This window comes from Bradyrhizobium sp. NAS96.2 (assembly GCF_001908235.1).
In the GTDB taxonomy this organism is placed as follows: Bacteria; Pseudomonadota; Alphaproteobacteria; order Rhizobiales; family Xanthobacteraceae; genus Bradyrhizobium.
The window spans coordinates 1-15,740 of sequence record NZ_LGHK01000054.1 but is presented as its reverse complement, the minus strand read 5'-3'; the positions used below and the strand labels follow the sequence as shown (position 1 = coordinate 15,740).

The following is a 15,740-nucleotide window of genomic DNA, read 5'->3' as shown; positions in this document are numbered from 1 at the left end:
TCGGCTCTCACCAGGTCAGATGGTCCATGGTCCAATGCGGCATCCGCGCCGCTGCGCCGGCCGCGGTCTTGATCGCCTGCGGCAGATCGCGCGCCTGAGCAAGCGTCGCGCGGTGCGCGCCGGAGCCGATCAGCAGGGTCAGCATGCCGGCCGTGCGGCCTCCGGCGATATCGTGATCGAGGGAGTCGCCGATGACGAGGATTCGTTCCGGTGCGGGACGTCCCAATTGATCGCGCGCGGCGGTAAACATCGGTGGATGCGGCTTGCCGACGAACAGCACGGTGCCGCCGAGCGATTGATAGAAGGCGGCGAGCGCGCCCGGTGCAGGAATCAGTCCCGCGACGCCGAACATCACGAGGTCGGGATTGGCGCACAGCATCGGCAATTGCCGCGCGGCGGCCGCCGTCAGCAGCCTACGCCAGCGTTCAGGCTCGGCCGTATCATCGTCAAGGCCGCCGAGCAGGATGAAATCAGCCTCGTACACGGTCGAAGCGACAGTGAGGCCGGTGTCGTCGACGATCGAGCGGTCCCCGTCGCGCGAGATCAGAAAGCAGGTGCGTCCGAGTTCGGCGAAGGGCGCCTGGTCGCGCGCATGCAGGCCGCGCCAGGTGACCTCGCCCGACGACAGCACGCCATCATAAGCCTCCGGGGGCAGACCAAGTGCGGCAAGGCGCCGCTGGTTGCTGCCGGCGCGCTTGCCGGAATTGGAGAGGATCAGGATCCGCTTGCCGGCCTCGCGCAACCGCGCCACGCAGTCCAGCGCCGCAGGGAACACCGCCAATCCTTCGTGCAGCGTGCCCCACTGGTCGAGCAGCACATGATCGAAACGGTCGGCGATGAGGTGAAGGCCGGCGATCGCGGTCGCATCGGCCTTCATGGCGGACCTCCGTTCAGCGCGAGCAATGCGGCGCCGTAGCTGGCTTCGGTCTGCTCGGCGACCGAGACCGGAACTCCGAGCACGCGGTGCCGGATCCTGGTCCATGCATCGTTCTTCGCGCCGCCGCCGATGCCGATGACGCGGCGCAGGCGCGGTGCGCCGAGCCGCGCCAGCTGCCGGTAGGCGAGGGCTTCGACCGAGGCGATGCCTTCGAGCAGGCCCTGGAAGAAGCGACAGTCCTCCGCCGGGCGCGGCGTGATCCGCGCGGCCAGCGCGGGATCCGCGATCGGGAAGCGCTCGCCGGGTTTTGGCAGCGGATAATAGTCGAGCCCGGTCGGTGCATCGGGCTCCACTTGCGGTGTCAGCCGCTCCATCTCGTCGGCGGTGAAATGCAGCAGCAGTGCGGCGCCGCCGGAGTTCGAGGCGCCGCCGGCGAGCCAGCGTTCGCCGAGCCGGTGCGAATAGACGCCCTGATCGGCCGCGAAGATCGGTTGGGTCGCGAGCTGCTTCACCACCAGCGTGGTGCCGAGCGAGGTGACGGCATCGCCCGGCTGATCGGCCCGCGTCGCGATGAAGGCCGCAACGCCGTCGGTGGTGCCGGCCGCGACGTGGGCTGTGGCGGGCAGCCCGAGCGAGCGCGCGATCTGCGGATCCATCTCGGAAAATGGCGTTCCCGGCACCAGTACCTCGGGAAGCAGATCGTCGCGCACGCCGAGTTGTTCAAGCCAGGGCGGCCAGGCGCGCGCGACCGGGTCGTAGCCGAGCTTCAGCGCGTTGTTCTCATCGCTGATGCCATGATGGTTCGCGAGTCGCCCCGCGATCCAGTCCGCCTGGTGCACCGCGTGGCGCGCATCGCCGACATAGCCTTCGTTCTGCAGATAGAGCAGCTTGGCGAGCGCGCTGCTCGCGCCGTGCGCGCCGCTTTCAAGCGGTGCGACCGCCGCCACGCGCGCGGCCTCATAGGTGGCGCGCGCGTCGTTGTACATCAGCCCCGGCGAGCAGGGGCGGCCGGCCGCGTCAACCAGCAGCAGCGTGCCCGACGTGCCGTCGACGATGATGCGCGTGACGTCGCCAAGACTGACGGTCTCGCCGAGCTTGCGGATCGCAGTCTCCGTCGCCTGCCACCACAGCTCCGGGTTCTGGTCGATGGCATTGCCGTCGACGCGCGGCGCAGGCAGCGCGATCGAAGCGAAGCCGCGAATGCCGGCCTGCGGATCGATTGCACAGGCGCGGACGCCGCCGGTTCCGACATCGATGCCGAGATACAAACCTCCCATCCGACTTCACCGCTCTCTCGTGCCCGCGCTTCGACATTGGTTGCGCTGCAGCACGTTTAGGGGATTGACGCCCCGTCCGGCCTCTGCAATTTTTTGCAGGACGTGAAGAAATTTGCAAGCGGACTTTTCCGGACATGGCCACTCCGCCCGACAGGCTGCCGATGATCGACGGCGAGGCGTCGCTCGCGACCCGCGCAGCGTGGCTGTATTTCGCGGCGGGGCTGACCCAGTCGGAGGTCGCCGACCGTCTCAACATCCAGAGCACCAAGGCGCACCGCCTGATTGCGCGCGCCAGCCGCGAGGGCATGATCCGCGTCTTCGTCGAGGGGCCGGTCGCCGAATGCGTCGCGCTGGAGAACGACCTCACGCAGCGCTTCGGCCTTGCGTTCTGCCGCGTCGCGCCCGATCTCGGCGAGAGCGATCTGCCGCTCAAGGCGCTGGCGCTGGAAGGCGCGAGCTTCCTGCGCCAGATACTGGAGCGCGGCGACGACAAGGTGATCGGCGTCGGCCATGGCCGCACGCTCGCCGCCGTGGTCGAGCAGATGCCGCAGACGCCGGCGCGCGACGCGCAATTCGTGTCGCTGCTCGGCGGACTGACGCGGAAATTTGCCGCCAATCCGTTCGACGTTATTCATCGCCTCGCCGAGCGCACCGGCGCGGAAGCCTATCTGCTGCCGGTGCCGGTGTTCGCCAATTCAGTCGCCGATCGCGCCGTGCTGATGCAGCAATTCGGCATCGCCGACGTGTTCGCGCTGGCGCGCAAGGCGTCGCTGCTGTTCGTCGGCATCGGCCAGGTCAGCCATGACGGCTTCCTGGTGGCGAGCGGCATGATCAAGCCGGACGAGGTCGCCGAGCTGAAGCGCGTCGGCGCCTGCGCCGATCTGCTCGGACATTTCTTCAGCGCCGACGGAACGGTGCTGGACACCGATCTGTCGGCGCGCGCCACCTCCATGAGCATGGCCGATCTCAGGAAGCACCGCATCGTCGCCATCGCCGGCGGGCCGGCCAAGGTGACCGCGCTGCGCGGCGTGCTGCGCAGCGGCGTGCTGCACGGCCTCATCATCGACGAGGTGACTGCAAAGGCGCTCGCCACCGACAAGCCGGAGACCACATCCGGCAAGACAAGAAGCAAGACCCGGAAGGACAAATAAAACAAGCGTCAACAAGGAGAGGAAATACATGTTCGATCGCGAGAAGAATCTGTTCGACTCCTACGCTGCCAAACGCATCAGCCGCCGCGATCTCCTCGACGGCGCCGCCAAGCTCGGCATTGCGGGCCTTGCCGCCAACGCCGCCTTCGCCTCCTCGATGTCGAGGGCGATGGCCGCGGACTTCAACTGGAAGGCCCAGAGCGGCAAGAGCGTCAAGCTGCTGCTGAACAAGCACCCTTACGTCGATGCGATGATCGGCGACATCGAGGCGTTCAAGTCGCTCACCGGCATGAACGTCACCTACGACATCTTCCCGGAGGACGTCTATTTCGACAAGGTGACGGCGGCGCTGTCGTCGAAGTCGGATCAGTACGATGCCTTCATGACCGGCGCCTACATGACCTGGACCTATGGTCCGGCGGGCTGGATCGAGGACCTCAACACCTACATCAAGGATCCCGCCAAGACCAATCCGGCGTTCGCCTGGGACGACGTGCTGCCGGGCCTGCGTGCCTCGACGGCGTGGGACGGCGTCGCCGGCTCCGAGCTCGGCTCGGGCAAGGCCAAGCAGTGGTGCATCCCGTGGGGCTATGAGCTCAACAACATCACCTACAACCGCAACGTCTTCGACAAGGTCGGCGTCAAACCGCCGAAGAACCTCGACGAGATGCTGGAGGTTGCGGCCAAGATCACCAAGGACGCCGGCGGGCCCTACGGCGTCGGCGTGCGCGGGTCGCGCTCCTGGGCGACCATCCATCCGGGCTTCCTGTCGGCCTATTCGAATTTCGGCCAGAAGGACTTCGTGATGGAGGGCGGCAAGCTGAAGGCCGCGATGAACACCAAGGCCTCCAAGGAATTCCACGACAAGTGGGTGAAGATGATCCAGACCTCGGGCCCGAAGAACTGGTCGACCTACACCTGGTACCAGGTCGGCACCGATCTCGGCGCCGGCGCCTCCGGCATGATCTTCGACGCCGACATCCTCGGCTACTTCATGAATGGCGGCGACAACAAGGAAAAGGGGCATCTTGGCTACGCGCCGTTCGCCGCCAATCCGGCTGCCAAGGCGCCGACCCCGAATGTCTGGATCTGGTCGCTCGCGATGTCGACCTTCTCCAAGCAGAAGGACGCCGCATGGCTGTTCATGCAGTGGGCGGCCTCCGTCGAGCACGACCTGTTCGGCGCGCGCAAGATGGACTTCGTCAATCCGGTGCGCACCTCGGTGTGGAAGGACAGCGAGTTCCGCGACCGCATCGCAAAGTCCTATCCCGGCTATCTCGATCAGCACGACATGTCGTCGCCCGGCGCCAAGATCTACTTCACGGCGCAGCCGCTGTTCTTCGATCTGACGACGGAATGGGCCGCCTCGCTGCAGAAGATGGTGGCGAAGGAGGTCAGCGTCGACGAAGGGCTCGACAAGCTCGCCGACAGCATCAACCGCCAGCTCAAGCAGGCCGGTCTCGGCTGACGGGTCAACTGTGCGGTGCCTGATCCCCCGCACCGCACCCATCCGCCGGCTCGGAGCCTTGTCCCATCCGAGCCGGCGGCGTTTGCCAGTGGAACGCGATCTCCTATCATCATGAGCATGGTCCAACTTCTCCAGACGAACGCGCAGGCAGCGCCGGCCAAACCAAGGCCGCGCGTGCGCCTCTTGCCCTATCTGCTGAGCCTGCCGGCGCTGCTCGTCTGCGTGGCGATCCTGGTTCCGTTCGTGACCGCGGCGGTCTATTCGCTGCAGCGCTACCGGCTGAACCTGCCTTACCTGCGCGGCTTTATCGGTGCAGGCAACTACATCGACTTCCTGTCCGATCCGGCGTTCTGGAATACGTTCCGGATCTCGATCACCTACACCGCGGTGACGGTCGTGCTCGAGCTTCTGCTCGGCCTCGGCATCGCGCTGCTGCTGCGGCGGCCGACCCGCTTCCACAATGCGGTGTCGATCATGCTGCTGCTGCCGCTGATGACGGCGCCGGCGATCGCCGCGCTGATGTGGAAGCTGATGACCAATCCGAGCTTCGGCATTCTGTCCTATCTGGTCGGCCTGTTCGGCGTCACCGACTTCAAATGGGCCTCCGATCCGTCGAGCGCGCTGTTCACGGTCGTGCTGGTCGACGTCTGGGTCTACACGCCCTTCATCATGATCCTGCTGCTGGCAGGCCTGCGCTCGCTGCCGCGGCAGCCGTTCGAAGCCGCGGCGCTCGACGGCGTGCCGGCGAGCTTCGTCTTCTTCCGGATCACGCTGCCGATGCTGGCGCCCTACATCATCACGGCATCGCTGTTCCGCCTGCTCGATTCGATCCAGCAGTTCGACATCATCTATGCGATGACGCAGGGCGGACCGGGCGACCGGCTGATGGTGTTCCAGGTGCAGGCCTATCTGGAGTTCTTCCAGTACACCAATGTCGGCAGGTCGGCGGCGCTGTTGATGATCCTCTGGCTGATCACCAACATCCTGTCGAACATCTTCATCAAGAACTGGCTGCGGCTGCGCGCGCGTGCGCACGGCCACGCGTGAGGGGGAGCGGCGCGATGGAACATTCCAGCCTTGCCGGTCGCATCTTCCGCGGCGTGGCGCTCACGCTGATCCTGATCTTCTTCATGTTTCCGATCGTCTGGATCTTCCTGATGTCGTTCCAGACCAACGAGCAGATCTTAAGGATTCCGCCGCGGATCCTGTTCGAGCCGACGTTTGCGAATTACGAGGCGCTGATCTCCGGCCAGCTGCGCACCGCGGCCGGCAATCTGCAGATCTCCTTCATGCGCAATCTGTTCAACAGCGTCGTGCTGTCGAGCGCGGCGGTGCTGCTGGCGCTGCTGCTCGGCGTACCGGCCGCCTATGCCTTCGCGCGCTTCAAATTCCGCCTCGGCGAGAGCATCGCCTTCACGCTGCTGTCGTTCCGCTTCGCGCCGCCGCTGCTCGTGCTGCTGCCGCTGTCGCTGTACTATCAGGAGCTCGGGCTCAACGACACTTACTTTGGCATCGTCTGGGTCTATCAGCTGATCGCGCTGCCGCTGATCCTGTGGATCGTGCGCGGCTATTTCGAGGATATCAGCCCTGACATCGAGCATGCCTACCGGCTGGCGGGCCATTCCTGGCGCGAGGCCTTCACCCGGATCGCGGTGCCGCTGGCAGGACCCGGGATCGCCGCGGCGGGGCTGTTGTCGTTTATCTTCTGCTGGAACAATTTCGTCTTCGCGCTGATTCTGGCGTCCGCCGACAAGCAGCCGGTGACGGTCGGCGCGCTCGCCTTCGTCACCGCGTCGGGAATCCAGTATGGCCAGATCGCTGCGGCGATCGTGCTGTCGGTGACGCCGACGCTGTTGCTCGCGCTCTATGCGCAGCGTTATCTGGTCGAAGGTCTCTCGCTCGGCGCGGTGAAAGGCTGATCCGATGGCGCGTCTCGAAATCAATGCGGTGAGCAAGGCATTCGGTGCGGCGCGGCCCGCCGACGGATTGTCGCTCGCGGTCGAGCCCGGCGAGATCGTGGCGGTGTTCGGACCATCCGGCAGCGGCAAGACCGTATTGTTGCGCATGATCGCGGGCATGTTCGAGCCCGACGACGGCGACATCCTGGTCGGCGGCCGCTCGGTCGTCGGCGCGCCGCCCGAGCGGCGCGGCATCGGCATGGCGTTCCAGAATTTTGCTCTGTTCCCGCACATGACCGCCCGCGACAATATCGCAAGCGGCCTGCGTGCCAGCGGCAGCGAAGTCGCCAGCCGGGTTGCCGCGATCAGCAAGCTGCTCAAGATCGAGCACGTGCTTGGCCACGCCCCGCGCGAATTGTCGAACGGGCAGAAGCAGCGCACCGCGTTGGCGCGTGCGCTGATCGGCAATCCGGACGTGCTGCTGCTGGATGATCCCCTGCGCAACGTCGACGCCAAGCTGCGCTACGAGATGCGCCTCGAGCTGCCGAACCTGCTGCGGCGTGGCACCGCCGCGGTGCTCTACGTGACTCAGGATTATCGCGAGGCGATGGCGATCGCCGACCGCCTCGCGGTGCTGATCGATGGAAGGTTCGCGCAGGTCGCAACGCCTGCCGATATCTATGCCCAACCCGCGTCGGTTGCGATCGCGCGGCTGTTCGGCGATCCGACCATCAACCTCGCCGAGGTATCTCCAGTCGCGGAGCATGGCATGTTGTCGGCGATGGTTGCCGGCGCCAGGATGCGGCTCGGTGCGGCCGATGGCGCAGCGTCGCCCGGTTCATGCTGGCTTGGCGTCCGGCCGGAGGATCTCGCGGTCTCATCCGCGTCCGGCGACGGCGCCATCCCGGCGCGTATCCTTGCGATCACGCCGATGCACGAAAAGGCGGTGCTGCTGCTCCGTCTCGCCGATGGAACGGAGTGGCTGGCGGCGCTGCCGCCGGATGCGCCGCAGGGCGCGGCCGACGATAGCGTTTTCGTCCGCTTCGCGAGTGATGCTGCGATGCTGTTCGATCGCGCGACCGGGCTGCGGATCGGGCCGACGCACCGGCTCAAGGCGGCATAGGAGCGGATGGTCATGGACATGCTCGAGCTTCGAGGCATCGACAAGGTCTATCGCAGCCGTGGCAATGCGCCGGTGCACGCGGTGCGCGCGCTCGATATGGCGGTCGAGAAGGGCGAGATCGTTGCGCTGTTGGGATCGTCGGGATGCGGCAAGACTTCGACCTTGCGGATGATCGCAGGCTTCGAGGACGTCTCGGCCGGATCGATCGCGCTGGGCGGGCGGCGGATTCACGAGCTGCCGCCGGCGCGGCGCAAGGTCGCGATGGCCTTCGAGGGCTACTCGCTCTATCCGCCGCTCACGGTCCGCGAGAATATCGCGTTCGCACTGAAATCCGCCCAGCTGCCGCGCGCTGAGGTGACGCGGCGTGTCGACGAGATTGCCCGCCTGGTCGAGATCGAGGACATCCTCGACAGCTATCCGCGCGCGATCTCCGGTGGCCAGCAGCAGCGCGTGTCGCTGGCGCGGGCGCTGGTGCGCGATGCCGATCTCTATCTGCTCGATGAGCCGATGGGGCAGCTCGAGCCGCAGCTGCGCGCGGTGCTGCGCGGCCGGATCAAGAGCCTGCTGGCCGAGCGCGGCATGACTGCGATCTTCGTCACCCACGACCAGACCGAAGCCAGCGCGCTGGCCGACCGCATCGCGGTGATGGAAGGCGGCGTGCTGCAGCAATTCGCCAGCGAGAAGGAGCTGAAGGGCCGGCCCGCCAATCTGTTCGTTGCGAGCTTCATCGGGGAGCCGCCGATGAACCTGCTCGACGCCGGCGTGACGCGCTCGGATGGCGGCTTCCGCCTGTCGGTCGGAACCGACATGGCTTTCGACGTCAACGGCGCCGGGCTCGACAGCGAGGCGGCGAGTGCGCTCGCCGGCACGCCGCAGGTGCGGATCGGCATTCGTCCGCAGAAGATCGCGGTCGGGACCGGCGATGTCAGGGTGAAGGTCGTCTCCAACCAGTGGCTCGGCGATCAGTCGCATGTCGCCGGCGATTGCAACGGCCGCATGCTGATCGCGGTCACGCCGGGCCGCGTCGCCGCGCGGCCGGGCGATATCGTGCCGTTCGCGCTGGAGCCGCGCCACCTGCACATCTTCGGCAACGACGGAACCTGCATTCGCCATGCGGAGGTGTCCTGACCATGGCTGCTTCTGCAAGCCGCGACGTCATCATCGGCATCGATGCCGGCACCTCGCTGATCAAGGCGGTGGCGTTTACACTGGCCGGCGAGCAGCTTGCCGACGTCTCGCGGCCGAATGCGTATAGCAGCCTGGCCGGCGGCCATGTCGAGCAGGACATGGCGCGGACCTGGACCGATACGGTCGCGGTCATTCGCACGCTGGCAAAGTCGGTGCCCGACTTGTCCGCACGCATTGCGGCGATCGCGGTGACCGGGCAGGGCGACGGCACCTGGCTGATCGATGATGACGGGCGGCCGGTTGCGCCGGCACTGCTGTGGCTCGACTCGCGCGCGGGGCGGTTGGTCGAGGAGATCCGCGCCAGCGAGCGCAACGGGCTGCTCTACCGCCGCACCGGCTCCGGGCTCAATGCCTGCCAGCAGGGGCCGCAACTGGCGTGGCTGCAGGCGCATATGCCCGAGGCGATCGCCAGGGCGGCAACCGCGTTCCATTGCAAGGACTGGCTCTATTTCCTGCTCACCGGCGAGCGTGCAACCGATCCGTCGGAAGCCACGTTCTCCTGCGGCGATTTCCGCAAGCGCGGCTTCGATGCGGAGACCGCAGGGTTGATCGGCATTGCCGACCTGACGCACCTGTTCCCGCAAGTCGTCGACGGTGCGGTCATGACGCATCCGCTCACCACGGCGGCGGCCATCGAGATCGGCCTGCCGGAAGGCGTACCGGTCTGCCTCGGCTATGTCGACGTGATCTGCAACGCACTCGGGGCCGGGCTCTACGATCCGTCACCCGAGGTCGGCTGCACCATCATCGGTTCGACCGGCATGCATATGCGGCTGGTGTCGAGCGCCGACGCGGTGACGCTGAACCGCGAGGCAACCGGCTACACCATGCCGTTCCCGGTGCCGGGTCACTATGCCCAGATGCAGTCCAACATGGCGGCGACGCTGAACATCGACTGGATGCTCGATCTCGCCTGCGACTTGCTGGCGGCGGAGGGCGTGACGCGCACGCGGACCGAGCTGATCCGCCGGCTCGACGATCAGGTGCTGCGGGCCAAGCCCGGCGAGGTGCTGTTCCATCCGTTTATTTCAGATGCGGGTGAACGTGGCCCGTTCGTCGCGCACGAGGCCAGCGCGCAATTCTTCGGCCTGCGCTCGCGCCATCGCTATGGCGACCTGATGCGCGGCGTGATGGAGGGCCTGGCCTTCGCCGCACGGGATTGCTACGCCGCGATGGGGTCGCTGCCGCGCGATGTCCGAATCACCGGCGGCGCGGCGAAGAGCCGTGCGCTTGGTGCCATCCTCGGGGCCGCGCTGGATTGCGACGTCCGGATCTGCAGCCGCGCCGAGGCCGGCGCGGCAGGTGCGGCGATGATCGCCGCGGTCGCGATCGATGCCTATCCCGACATGCGCGCCTGCGCAGAGCAGTGGGTTACGCCGCATCTGAGCGCCCCGCAATCGCCCGATGCCGCGCTGGCGAAGCGCTACGCCAGCATCTTCCCGACCTATCTCGATGCACGGCTGGCGTCGCGGCCGGTCTGGAAGCAACTCGCCGCGCTGCGCGCCGGAGGCGACCATGTCTAAGTCCATCGCCATCGTCGGCGACCGTTTCATGCTGCCGTCGGTGTTCGCCGAGCATATCCGCGCGGCCTGCGGCAATGGCGTCGATATCCGTTCCCTGGAGCAGCCCTGGCCGGACGAGCCGATGGAGCACGGTTACGCCGGCTCGAAGCTCGATGGCCTGAAGGAATTCATGGGGCAGCCTGACGAGATCATCGACTTCATCGGCGATGCCGAGCTGCTCGTCACCCACCTGGCGCCGATCTCGCGGTCGATGCTGGAGCGGTTGCCGACGCTGAAGTTTATTGCGGTGTCGCGGGGCGGCCCTGTCAACATCGACATGCAGGCGGCGCGCGACCACAACGTGCTGGTGGTCAATACGCCCGGCCGCAATGCGAGTGCGGTGGCGGAGTTCACCATCGGCGCCATTCTCGCCGAGACACGCCTGATCCGCAGCGGTCATGAGGCGCTGCGTGGCGGGGAGTGGCGCGGCGATCTCTATCGCGCCGACCGCACCGGGCGCGAGCTCGGCGAGATGACGGTCGGCATTGTCGGCTACGGCGCGATCGGCAGCCGTGTCGTCAAGCTGCTGAAGGCGTTCGGCTGCAGGATCCTGGTCGCCGATCCCTATGTCCAGCTCAGCGCCCAGGACCGCAATGACGGCGTCGAGCATGTCGCGCTCGGTGAGCTGCTCGGCCGCGCCGACGTCATCACGCTGCACGCGCGGGTGACGCCGGAGACCACCCGCTTCATCGGGCGCGACGCGCTGGCGCGGATCAAGCCGGGCGCGTTCCTGATCAACACCGCGCGCGGCCCGCTGGTCGATTACGAGGCGCTGCATGACGCGCTGGCATCAGGCCATCTCGGCGGCGCCATGCTCGATACCTTCGCGGTCGAGCCCGTCCCCGAGGACTGGCCGCTCTTGCGACTTCCCAACGTCACGCTGACGCCGCACATCGCCGGCGCCTCCGTGCGTACCGTCACCGTGGCCGCCGAGCAGGCGGCCGAAGAGGTTCGCCGCTTCCTGGCCGGCGAGCCGCCACGCAATCCGTGCTGAAGAGCAAGCCGTGTTGAAGAGAAAGGCAGTCCGTATGACCCGTGAGGAACGACAATTGCGCGAGGCTGTTATCGCCAAGTGCCGATGGATGAATGCGTCGGGTCTCAACCAGGGGACATCAGGCAACATCTCCGCCCGCTACAAGGACCGGATGCTGATCACGCCGTCGGCAACCCCCTATGATTCGATGAAGCCGGAGATGATCGCGTCGATGCCGCTCGAGGGCGACTACGGCACGTGGGAGGGGCCGCTGCAGCCGTCCACCGAATGGCGCTTCCATCTTGACATCACGCGCGCCCGGCCCGATGTCGGCGCCATCGTCCATACCCACTCGACCTACGCGACCGTGCTCGCGATCGCGCGTAAGCCGATCCCGGCTTGCCACTATATGATGGCGGCGTTCGGCGGCACCGACATCCGCTGCGCCGGCTACGCGCGCTACGGCACCAAGGAATTGTCCGACCACGCGATCGCGGCGCTGGAGGGCCGCAATGGCTGCCTGCTCGCCAACCACGGCATGATCGCGCTCGGCGCCAATCTCGACAAGGCGATGTGGCTCGCGGTCGAGCTCGAGACCATCGCGCGGCAATACTACCTCTCGCTCGCGCTCGACTCGCGGATCATCCTGTCCGACGAGGAGATCGCCGACACCGCGAAGGGGTTCTCCACCTACGGCTTGCAGGCGCCGAAGCCGAACAAGGCCCGCGCGACGGCCAAGGCGGCGCCGCGTCGCGCCGAGAAACGGCGTAGCAGCAAACGATGACGGGCACTGCGCCGGTCGCAGGCAGGGATCACGGGCTGGTCGATATCGCGGTCATCGGTGGCGGCATCAACGGCGCCGGCATCGCCCGTGATGCCGCCGGCCGCGGGTTGAAGGTCCTGCTCTGCGAGAAGGATGATTTCGCCGAGGGCACCTCGTCCCGCTCCGGCAAGCTGATTCATGGCGGGCTGCGCTATCTCGAATACTACGAGTTCCGCCTGGTGCGCGAGGCGCTGATCGAGCGCGAGGTGCTGCTCGCGTCCGCGCCGCACATCATCTGGCCGATGCGCTTCGTGCTGCCGCATTCGCCGGAGCAGCGGCCGGCCTGGCTGGTCCGCACCGGACTGTTGCTCTACGACCATCTCGGCGGCCGCAAACAGCTGGCGGCGAGCCGCAGCCTGGATCTGTCGCAGGCCCCGGAGGGCGCGCCGCTGCACAAGCAGTTCCGGCGGGGCTTCGAATATTCAGACTGCTGGGTCGATGACAGCAGGCTGGTGATCCTCAATCTGATCGATGCCGCGCAGAACGGCGCCCGCATCCTGCCGCGCACGCGGGCGGTGCGTGCGCGCCGGGACGGCGAGACCTGGCTGCTCGAGATGCAGGGCGATGACGGCACCGCGCAGGTTGTGCGGGCGCGCGCGCTGGTCAACGCCGCCGGGCCATGGGTGCAGGATGTCATCCAGGGCGTGACCGGGCTGAACTCTGCCCAGAGCGTGCGGCTGGTGAAGGGCAGTCACATCGTGGTGCCGAAATTCTGGGACGGGCCGCAGGCCTATCTGCTGCAAAATACCGATCGGCGGGTGATCTTCGTCAATCCCTACGAGGACGATCTCGCATTGATCGGCACGACAGACATTCCCTATCAGGGCCGTGCCGAGGACGTCGCGATCGGCGAGGACGAGACGGATTATCTGCTGCAGGTGCTGCGACGCTATTTCCGGACGCCGCCGCAGCCGAGCGAGATCGTGCACGCCTTCTCCGGCGTTCGGCCGCTCTACGATGACAATGCCGACAATCCGTCGGCCGTGACGCGCGACTATGTGTTCGAGGTTCACGGCGCCGAGGGCGCGCCGCCGCTGCTCTCGATCTTCGGTGGCAAGATCACGACCTATCGCCGGCTCGCCGAGCAGGCGATGCAGCGCCTGGCGCCGTGGTTTCCAAAACTGTCGTCGGCCTGGACCGCGCACCGGCCGCTGCCGGGCGGCGACATCGGCGGCAGCTTCGATGATTTCTCCCGCGCGCTGACGAGCGACTATCCCGATCTGCCGCAAAGGCTGATCCATCACTATGCGCGTCTCTACGGGACACGCGCGCGCGAGCTGCTCGGCTCGACCCGCATCCTGGCCGATCTGGGCCAGCATTTCGGCGGCGATTTCTATGAATGCGAGGCGGCGTATCTGCGCGCGAAGGAGTGGGCCAAGTTGCCTGCCGACTTCCTGGATCGGCGCACCAAGCACGGCTTGCATTTGACGCCGACGGAGCGGCTGGCATTCGAGAGCTGCATCTAGGGCGGCATCTGCATCAAGGTGAAGGCCTGTTTCGATCTCGCCCGTCGATCCAGCTGCCCTTATGCGACTGCAGCGGAAGCTCGTCGTGATCCTCACCGGTCCCGATGCGAAGGGAGGCGATTGGCCGATCGAATCGGTCCGGATCGATTGGATCATACCTGATCCGAATATCCGGTCGGCTGCAGTTCTAATTCTGCCAGGCGGGCGACAGCCCCGTGTCGCCTCCTATCGCTGAGGATAGTCCACGGAGTGATGTTCGTCACGGAAAAGTCGGGGATGGGAACGAGAATCTATGGCAAGGAGCTTGGACCTGCCGGTCGGAGCTTGCGCGCCTGCTGTATATTTGGCGATGCATGGGGTGGCGCCGTCCTTGCCCTGGTGATGCATGCGATGCTTCCGGTGCCGCTTGAAGGAGGCTGGATGGTCGCGGTATCCCCGTTCACTCCATCTCGCGCTTGCCGAGTCTTTCGTTCGACTTGACGGGCGCAACGGTTTCATCCGGAATAGCCGCTGCCGGTATTGGCTTACACAACACTTTGGCGAAACCAAATGATGATCAGCGCAGACGTGTCCAGCATACTGGATCGCATTCTCGATGCGGCAACCGACAACCTCAGGTTCGCGAAGATTCTGATTCAGATCGGTCTCGATCCCAATGACGTGACTTGGAACGCCATCTTCAGCCGCCTGCTGGAAATCTTTCTGCACAACATCACCCTGGCAAACATGTTCGCTTTGGTCGGCGCGACCTTCTTTGTCGCCACCCTTCTGACGCAGACCATGGTCCCGCTCCGAGTCGCCAACATGATCGGTTGCGTATTCTTTGCCATCTTCGGTGCGCTCACTGGAGCCATCACAACGTTTCTGCTTTATCTCCTGATGGTTCCCATCAACGCCTACCGCCTTCATCAAATGCTCGCTCTGGTGAAGAAGGCGCGCACGGCAACGCAGGGCGACATGTCGATGGAGTGGCTCAAGCCGTTCATGACCCAGCGCAAGTATCGCCAGGGCGAAATCTTGATGAAGAAAGGTGACGCAGCCAACGAAATGCTGCTGACAGTTACCGGCAGATTCCGAGTCATTGAAATCAACGTCGATGTTCCGCCGGGCCGCCTGATGGGCGAACTCGGTTTCCTCACGCCTGACAACCGCCGGACCGCGACCATCGAATGTATCGAGGACGGGCACGTTCTAACCATCACTTATGAAAAGCTGCTCGAGATCTACTTCCAGAACCCGCAGTTCGGCTATTATTTCCTTGTCTTGACGAGCCAGCGCCTCCTGGAAAATCTCGCGCGGGCCGAAGCCATCATCGCGCAGAACAAGATCGCGGTGCAGACCGCCTCCGCGAGCTGACGGTGGAGTAGCACGGGTATCCCGATAATCGTCAAACGGCACTTCTGCATCGCCGGTGAATTCAAAAGCGTTAGCAACGCCGACGACCGATTTTTGGCCAATGGCTCTGGTAGCTTGCAATTGCCTCTTTTTCGATTGAGGGAGGCGTCCCTTTCTGGATCGTCCACTCGTCCGTTCGCACATCAACGCAGTTGGATAGGGCGGACAGCTTTCCCGCCGACGGAGAAGGGAGTGGCGAGCGGCAGGCGTTCCGCGCGGTCAGGTCAAAAAGCCGTCTATGGCGGCCAAACCGGATGGCGGATCTTCCAGATACTGTCGCATCGACTCATCCTGCGAGTTGGTCCGACGTCCTCGCGAACTTGCGCACGAACGAAGAGTACGCGCATCTGGTGCGGTCGTCGCGCGACGGGCAACGAGGACCCAGTACGACACTGATATTCTTGGTGGGCCCGGCAGGACTCGAACCTGCAACCAGACCGTTATGAGCGGCCGGCTCTAACCATTGAGCTACAGGCCCCGCCGCCTTGCGGGCCGCGGGGGGCGGCCGGCAACGGTGCGGGCTCCGTTTACAGGCTGCG

Annotated in this window: 13 protein-coding genes and 1 tRNA gene; 11 read left to right on the top strand and 3 right to left on the bottom strand. The window is 65.7% G+C overall.

Annotated elements, in window-relative coordinates; genetic code table 11:
- Nucleotides 1-7: 7 nt before the first annotated feature.
- Nucleotides 8-877 carry a TIGR01459 family HAD-type hydrolase gene (locus AC628_RS13555; protein ID WP_074127302.1) on the bottom strand — a complete coding sequence of 290 codons (870 nt, stop codon included), beginning with the start codon at nt 875-877 and terminating at the stop codon, nt 8-10.
- Nucleotides 874-2,154 carry an FGGY-family carbohydrate kinase gene (locus tag AC628_RS13550; protein ID WP_074127301.1) on the bottom strand — a complete coding sequence of 427 codons (1,281 nt, stop codon included), beginning with the start codon at nt 2,152-2,154 and terminating at the stop codon, nt 874-876. The genes AC628_RS13555 and AC628_RS13550 overlap by 4 nt, the downstream gene beginning before the upstream one ends.
- Nucleotides 2,155-2,288: 134 nt before the next feature.
- Between AC628_RS13550 and AC628_RS13545 the strand changes: the two genes are divergently transcribed.
- The 11 genes from AC628_RS13545 (at nt 2,289) to AC628_RS13495 (ending at nt 15,162) form a co-directional block, all read left to right on the top strand.
- Nucleotides 2,289-3,305: a sugar-binding transcriptional regulator gene (locus AC628_RS13545; protein WP_074127300.1), complete on the top strand. Its 1,017-nt coding sequence runs from the start codon at nt 2,289-2,291 to the stop codon at nt 3,303-3,305.
- A gap of 28 nt (nt 3,306-3,333) precedes the next feature.
- Nucleotides 3,334-4,773, top strand: a complete 1,440-nt coding sequence (locus tag AC628_RS13540) for an extracellular solute-binding protein (RefSeq protein WP_074127299.1) — start codon at nt 3,334-3,336, stop codon at nt 4,771-4,773.
- 117 nt (nt 4,774-4,890) lie between these two features.
- Nucleotides 4,891-5,820 (top strand): carbohydrate ABC transporter permease, encoded by a 930-nt coding sequence (locus AC628_RS13535; RefSeq protein ID WP_199196619.1) that lies wholly within the window; start codon nt 4,891-4,893, stop codon nt 5,818-5,820.
- 14 nt (nt 5,821-5,834) lie between these two features.
- Complete coding sequence (locus tag AC628_RS13530; RefSeq protein ID WP_074127298.1) at nt 5,835-6,692, top strand: carbohydrate ABC transporter permease; 858 nt, start codon at nt 5,835-5,837, stop codon at nt 6,690-6,692.
- A 4-nt stretch (nt 6,693-6,696) separates the two neighbouring features.
- Entirely contained in the window at nt 6,697-7,794 is a 1,098-nt protein-coding gene (locus AC628_RS13525) for an ABC transporter ATP-binding protein (protein WP_074127297.1), read from the top strand.
- Between the two features lie 12 nt (nt 7,795-7,806).
- Entirely contained in the window at nt 7,807-8,922 is a 1,116-nt protein-coding gene (locus AC628_RS13520) for an ABC transporter ATP-binding protein (RefSeq protein ID WP_502689734.1), read from the top strand.
- Between the two features lie 2 nt (nt 8,923-8,924).
- Nucleotides 8,925-10,505 (top strand): FGGY-family carbohydrate kinase, encoded by a 1,581-nt coding sequence (locus tag AC628_RS13515; RefSeq protein ID WP_074127296.1) that lies wholly within the window; start codon nt 8,925-8,927, stop codon nt 10,503-10,505.
- The gene (locus AC628_RS13510) at nt 10,498-11,538 is read left to right on the top strand and encodes a 2-hydroxyacid dehydrogenase (protein WP_074127321.1); all 1,041 of its coding nucleotides are present in this window, start codon (nt 10,498-10,500) and stop codon (nt 11,536-11,538) included. The genes AC628_RS13515 and AC628_RS13510 overlap by 8 nt, the downstream gene beginning before the upstream one ends.
- 34 nt (nt 11,539-11,572) lie before the next feature.
- Entirely contained in the window at nt 11,573-12,301 is a 729-nt protein-coding gene (locus AC628_RS13505) for a class II aldolase/adducin family protein (protein ID WP_074127295.1), read from the top strand.
- The gene (locus AC628_RS13500) at nt 12,298-13,806 is read left to right on the top strand and encodes a glycerol-3-phosphate dehydrogenase (protein ID WP_074127294.1); all 1,509 of its coding nucleotides are present in this window, start codon (nt 12,298-12,300) and stop codon (nt 13,804-13,806) included. The genes AC628_RS13505 and AC628_RS13500 overlap by 4 nt, the downstream gene beginning before the upstream one ends.
- Nucleotides 13,807-14,355: 549 nt before the next feature.
- Entirely contained in the window at nt 14,356-15,162 is an 807-nt protein-coding gene (locus AC628_RS13495) for a Crp/Fnr family transcriptional regulator (RefSeq protein WP_074127293.1), read from the top strand.
- A 441-nt stretch (nt 15,163-15,603) separates the two neighbouring features.
- On the opposite strand, the gene AC628_RS13490 is transcribed toward AC628_RS13495, so the two are convergent.
- Nucleotides 15,604-15,679 (bottom strand) — tRNA-Ile (locus AC628_RS13490).
- Nucleotides 15,680-15,740 lie beyond the last annotated feature (61 nt).

Excerpts from the sequence above, each read along its gene's own strand:
- AC628_RS13520 (WP_502689734.1), top strand. The coding sequence starts at position 7,807 with ATGGACATGCTCGAGCTTCGAGGCATCGACAAGGTCTATCGCAGCCGT.
- AC628_RS13525 (WP_074127297.1), top strand. The coding sequence starts at position 6,697 with ATGGCGCGTCTCGAAATCAATGCGGTGAGCAAGGCATTCGGTGCGGCG.
- AC628_RS13495 (WP_074127293.1), top strand. The coding sequence starts at position 14,356 with ATGATGATCAGCGCAGACGTGTCCAGCATACTGGATCGCATTCTCGAT.
- AC628_RS13540 (WP_074127299.1), top strand. The coding sequence starts at position 3,334 with ATGTTCGATCGCGAGAAGAATCTGTTCGACTCCTACGCTGCCAAACGC.
- AC628_RS13505 (WP_074127295.1), top strand. The coding sequence starts at position 11,573 with ATGACCCGTGAGGAACGACAATTGCGCGAGGCTGTTATCGCCAAGTGC.
- AC628_RS13545 (WP_074127300.1), top strand. The coding sequence starts at position 2,289 with ATGGCCACTCCGCCCGACAGGCTGCCGATGATCGACGGCGAGGCGTCG.
- AC628_RS13500 (WP_074127294.1), top strand. The coding sequence starts at position 12,298 with ATGACGGGCACTGCGCCGGTCGCAGGCAGGGATCACGGGCTGGTCGAT.
- AC628_RS13515 (WP_074127296.1), top strand. The coding sequence starts at position 8,925 with ATGGCTGCTTCTGCAAGCCGCGACGTCATCATCGGCATCGATGCCGGC.
- AC628_RS13555 (WP_074127302.1), bottom strand. The coding sequence starts at position 877 with ATGAAGGCCGATGCGACCGCGATCGCCGGCCTTCACCTCATCGCCGAC.
- AC628_RS13550 (WP_074127301.1), bottom strand. The coding sequence starts at position 2,154 with ATGGGAGGTTTGTATCTCGGCATCGATGTCGGAACCGGCGGCGTCCGC.
- AC628_RS13530 (WP_074127298.1), top strand. The coding sequence starts at position 5,835 with ATGGAACATTCCAGCCTTGCCGGTCGCATCTTCCGCGGCGTGGCGCTC.
- AC628_RS13510 (WP_074127321.1), top strand. The coding sequence starts at position 10,498 with ATGTCTAAGTCCATCGCCATCGTCGGCGACCGTTTCATGCTGCCGTCG.
- AC628_RS13535 (WP_199196619.1), top strand. The coding sequence starts at position 4,891 with ATGGTCCAACTTCTCCAGACGAACGCGCAGGCAGCGCCGGCCAAACCA.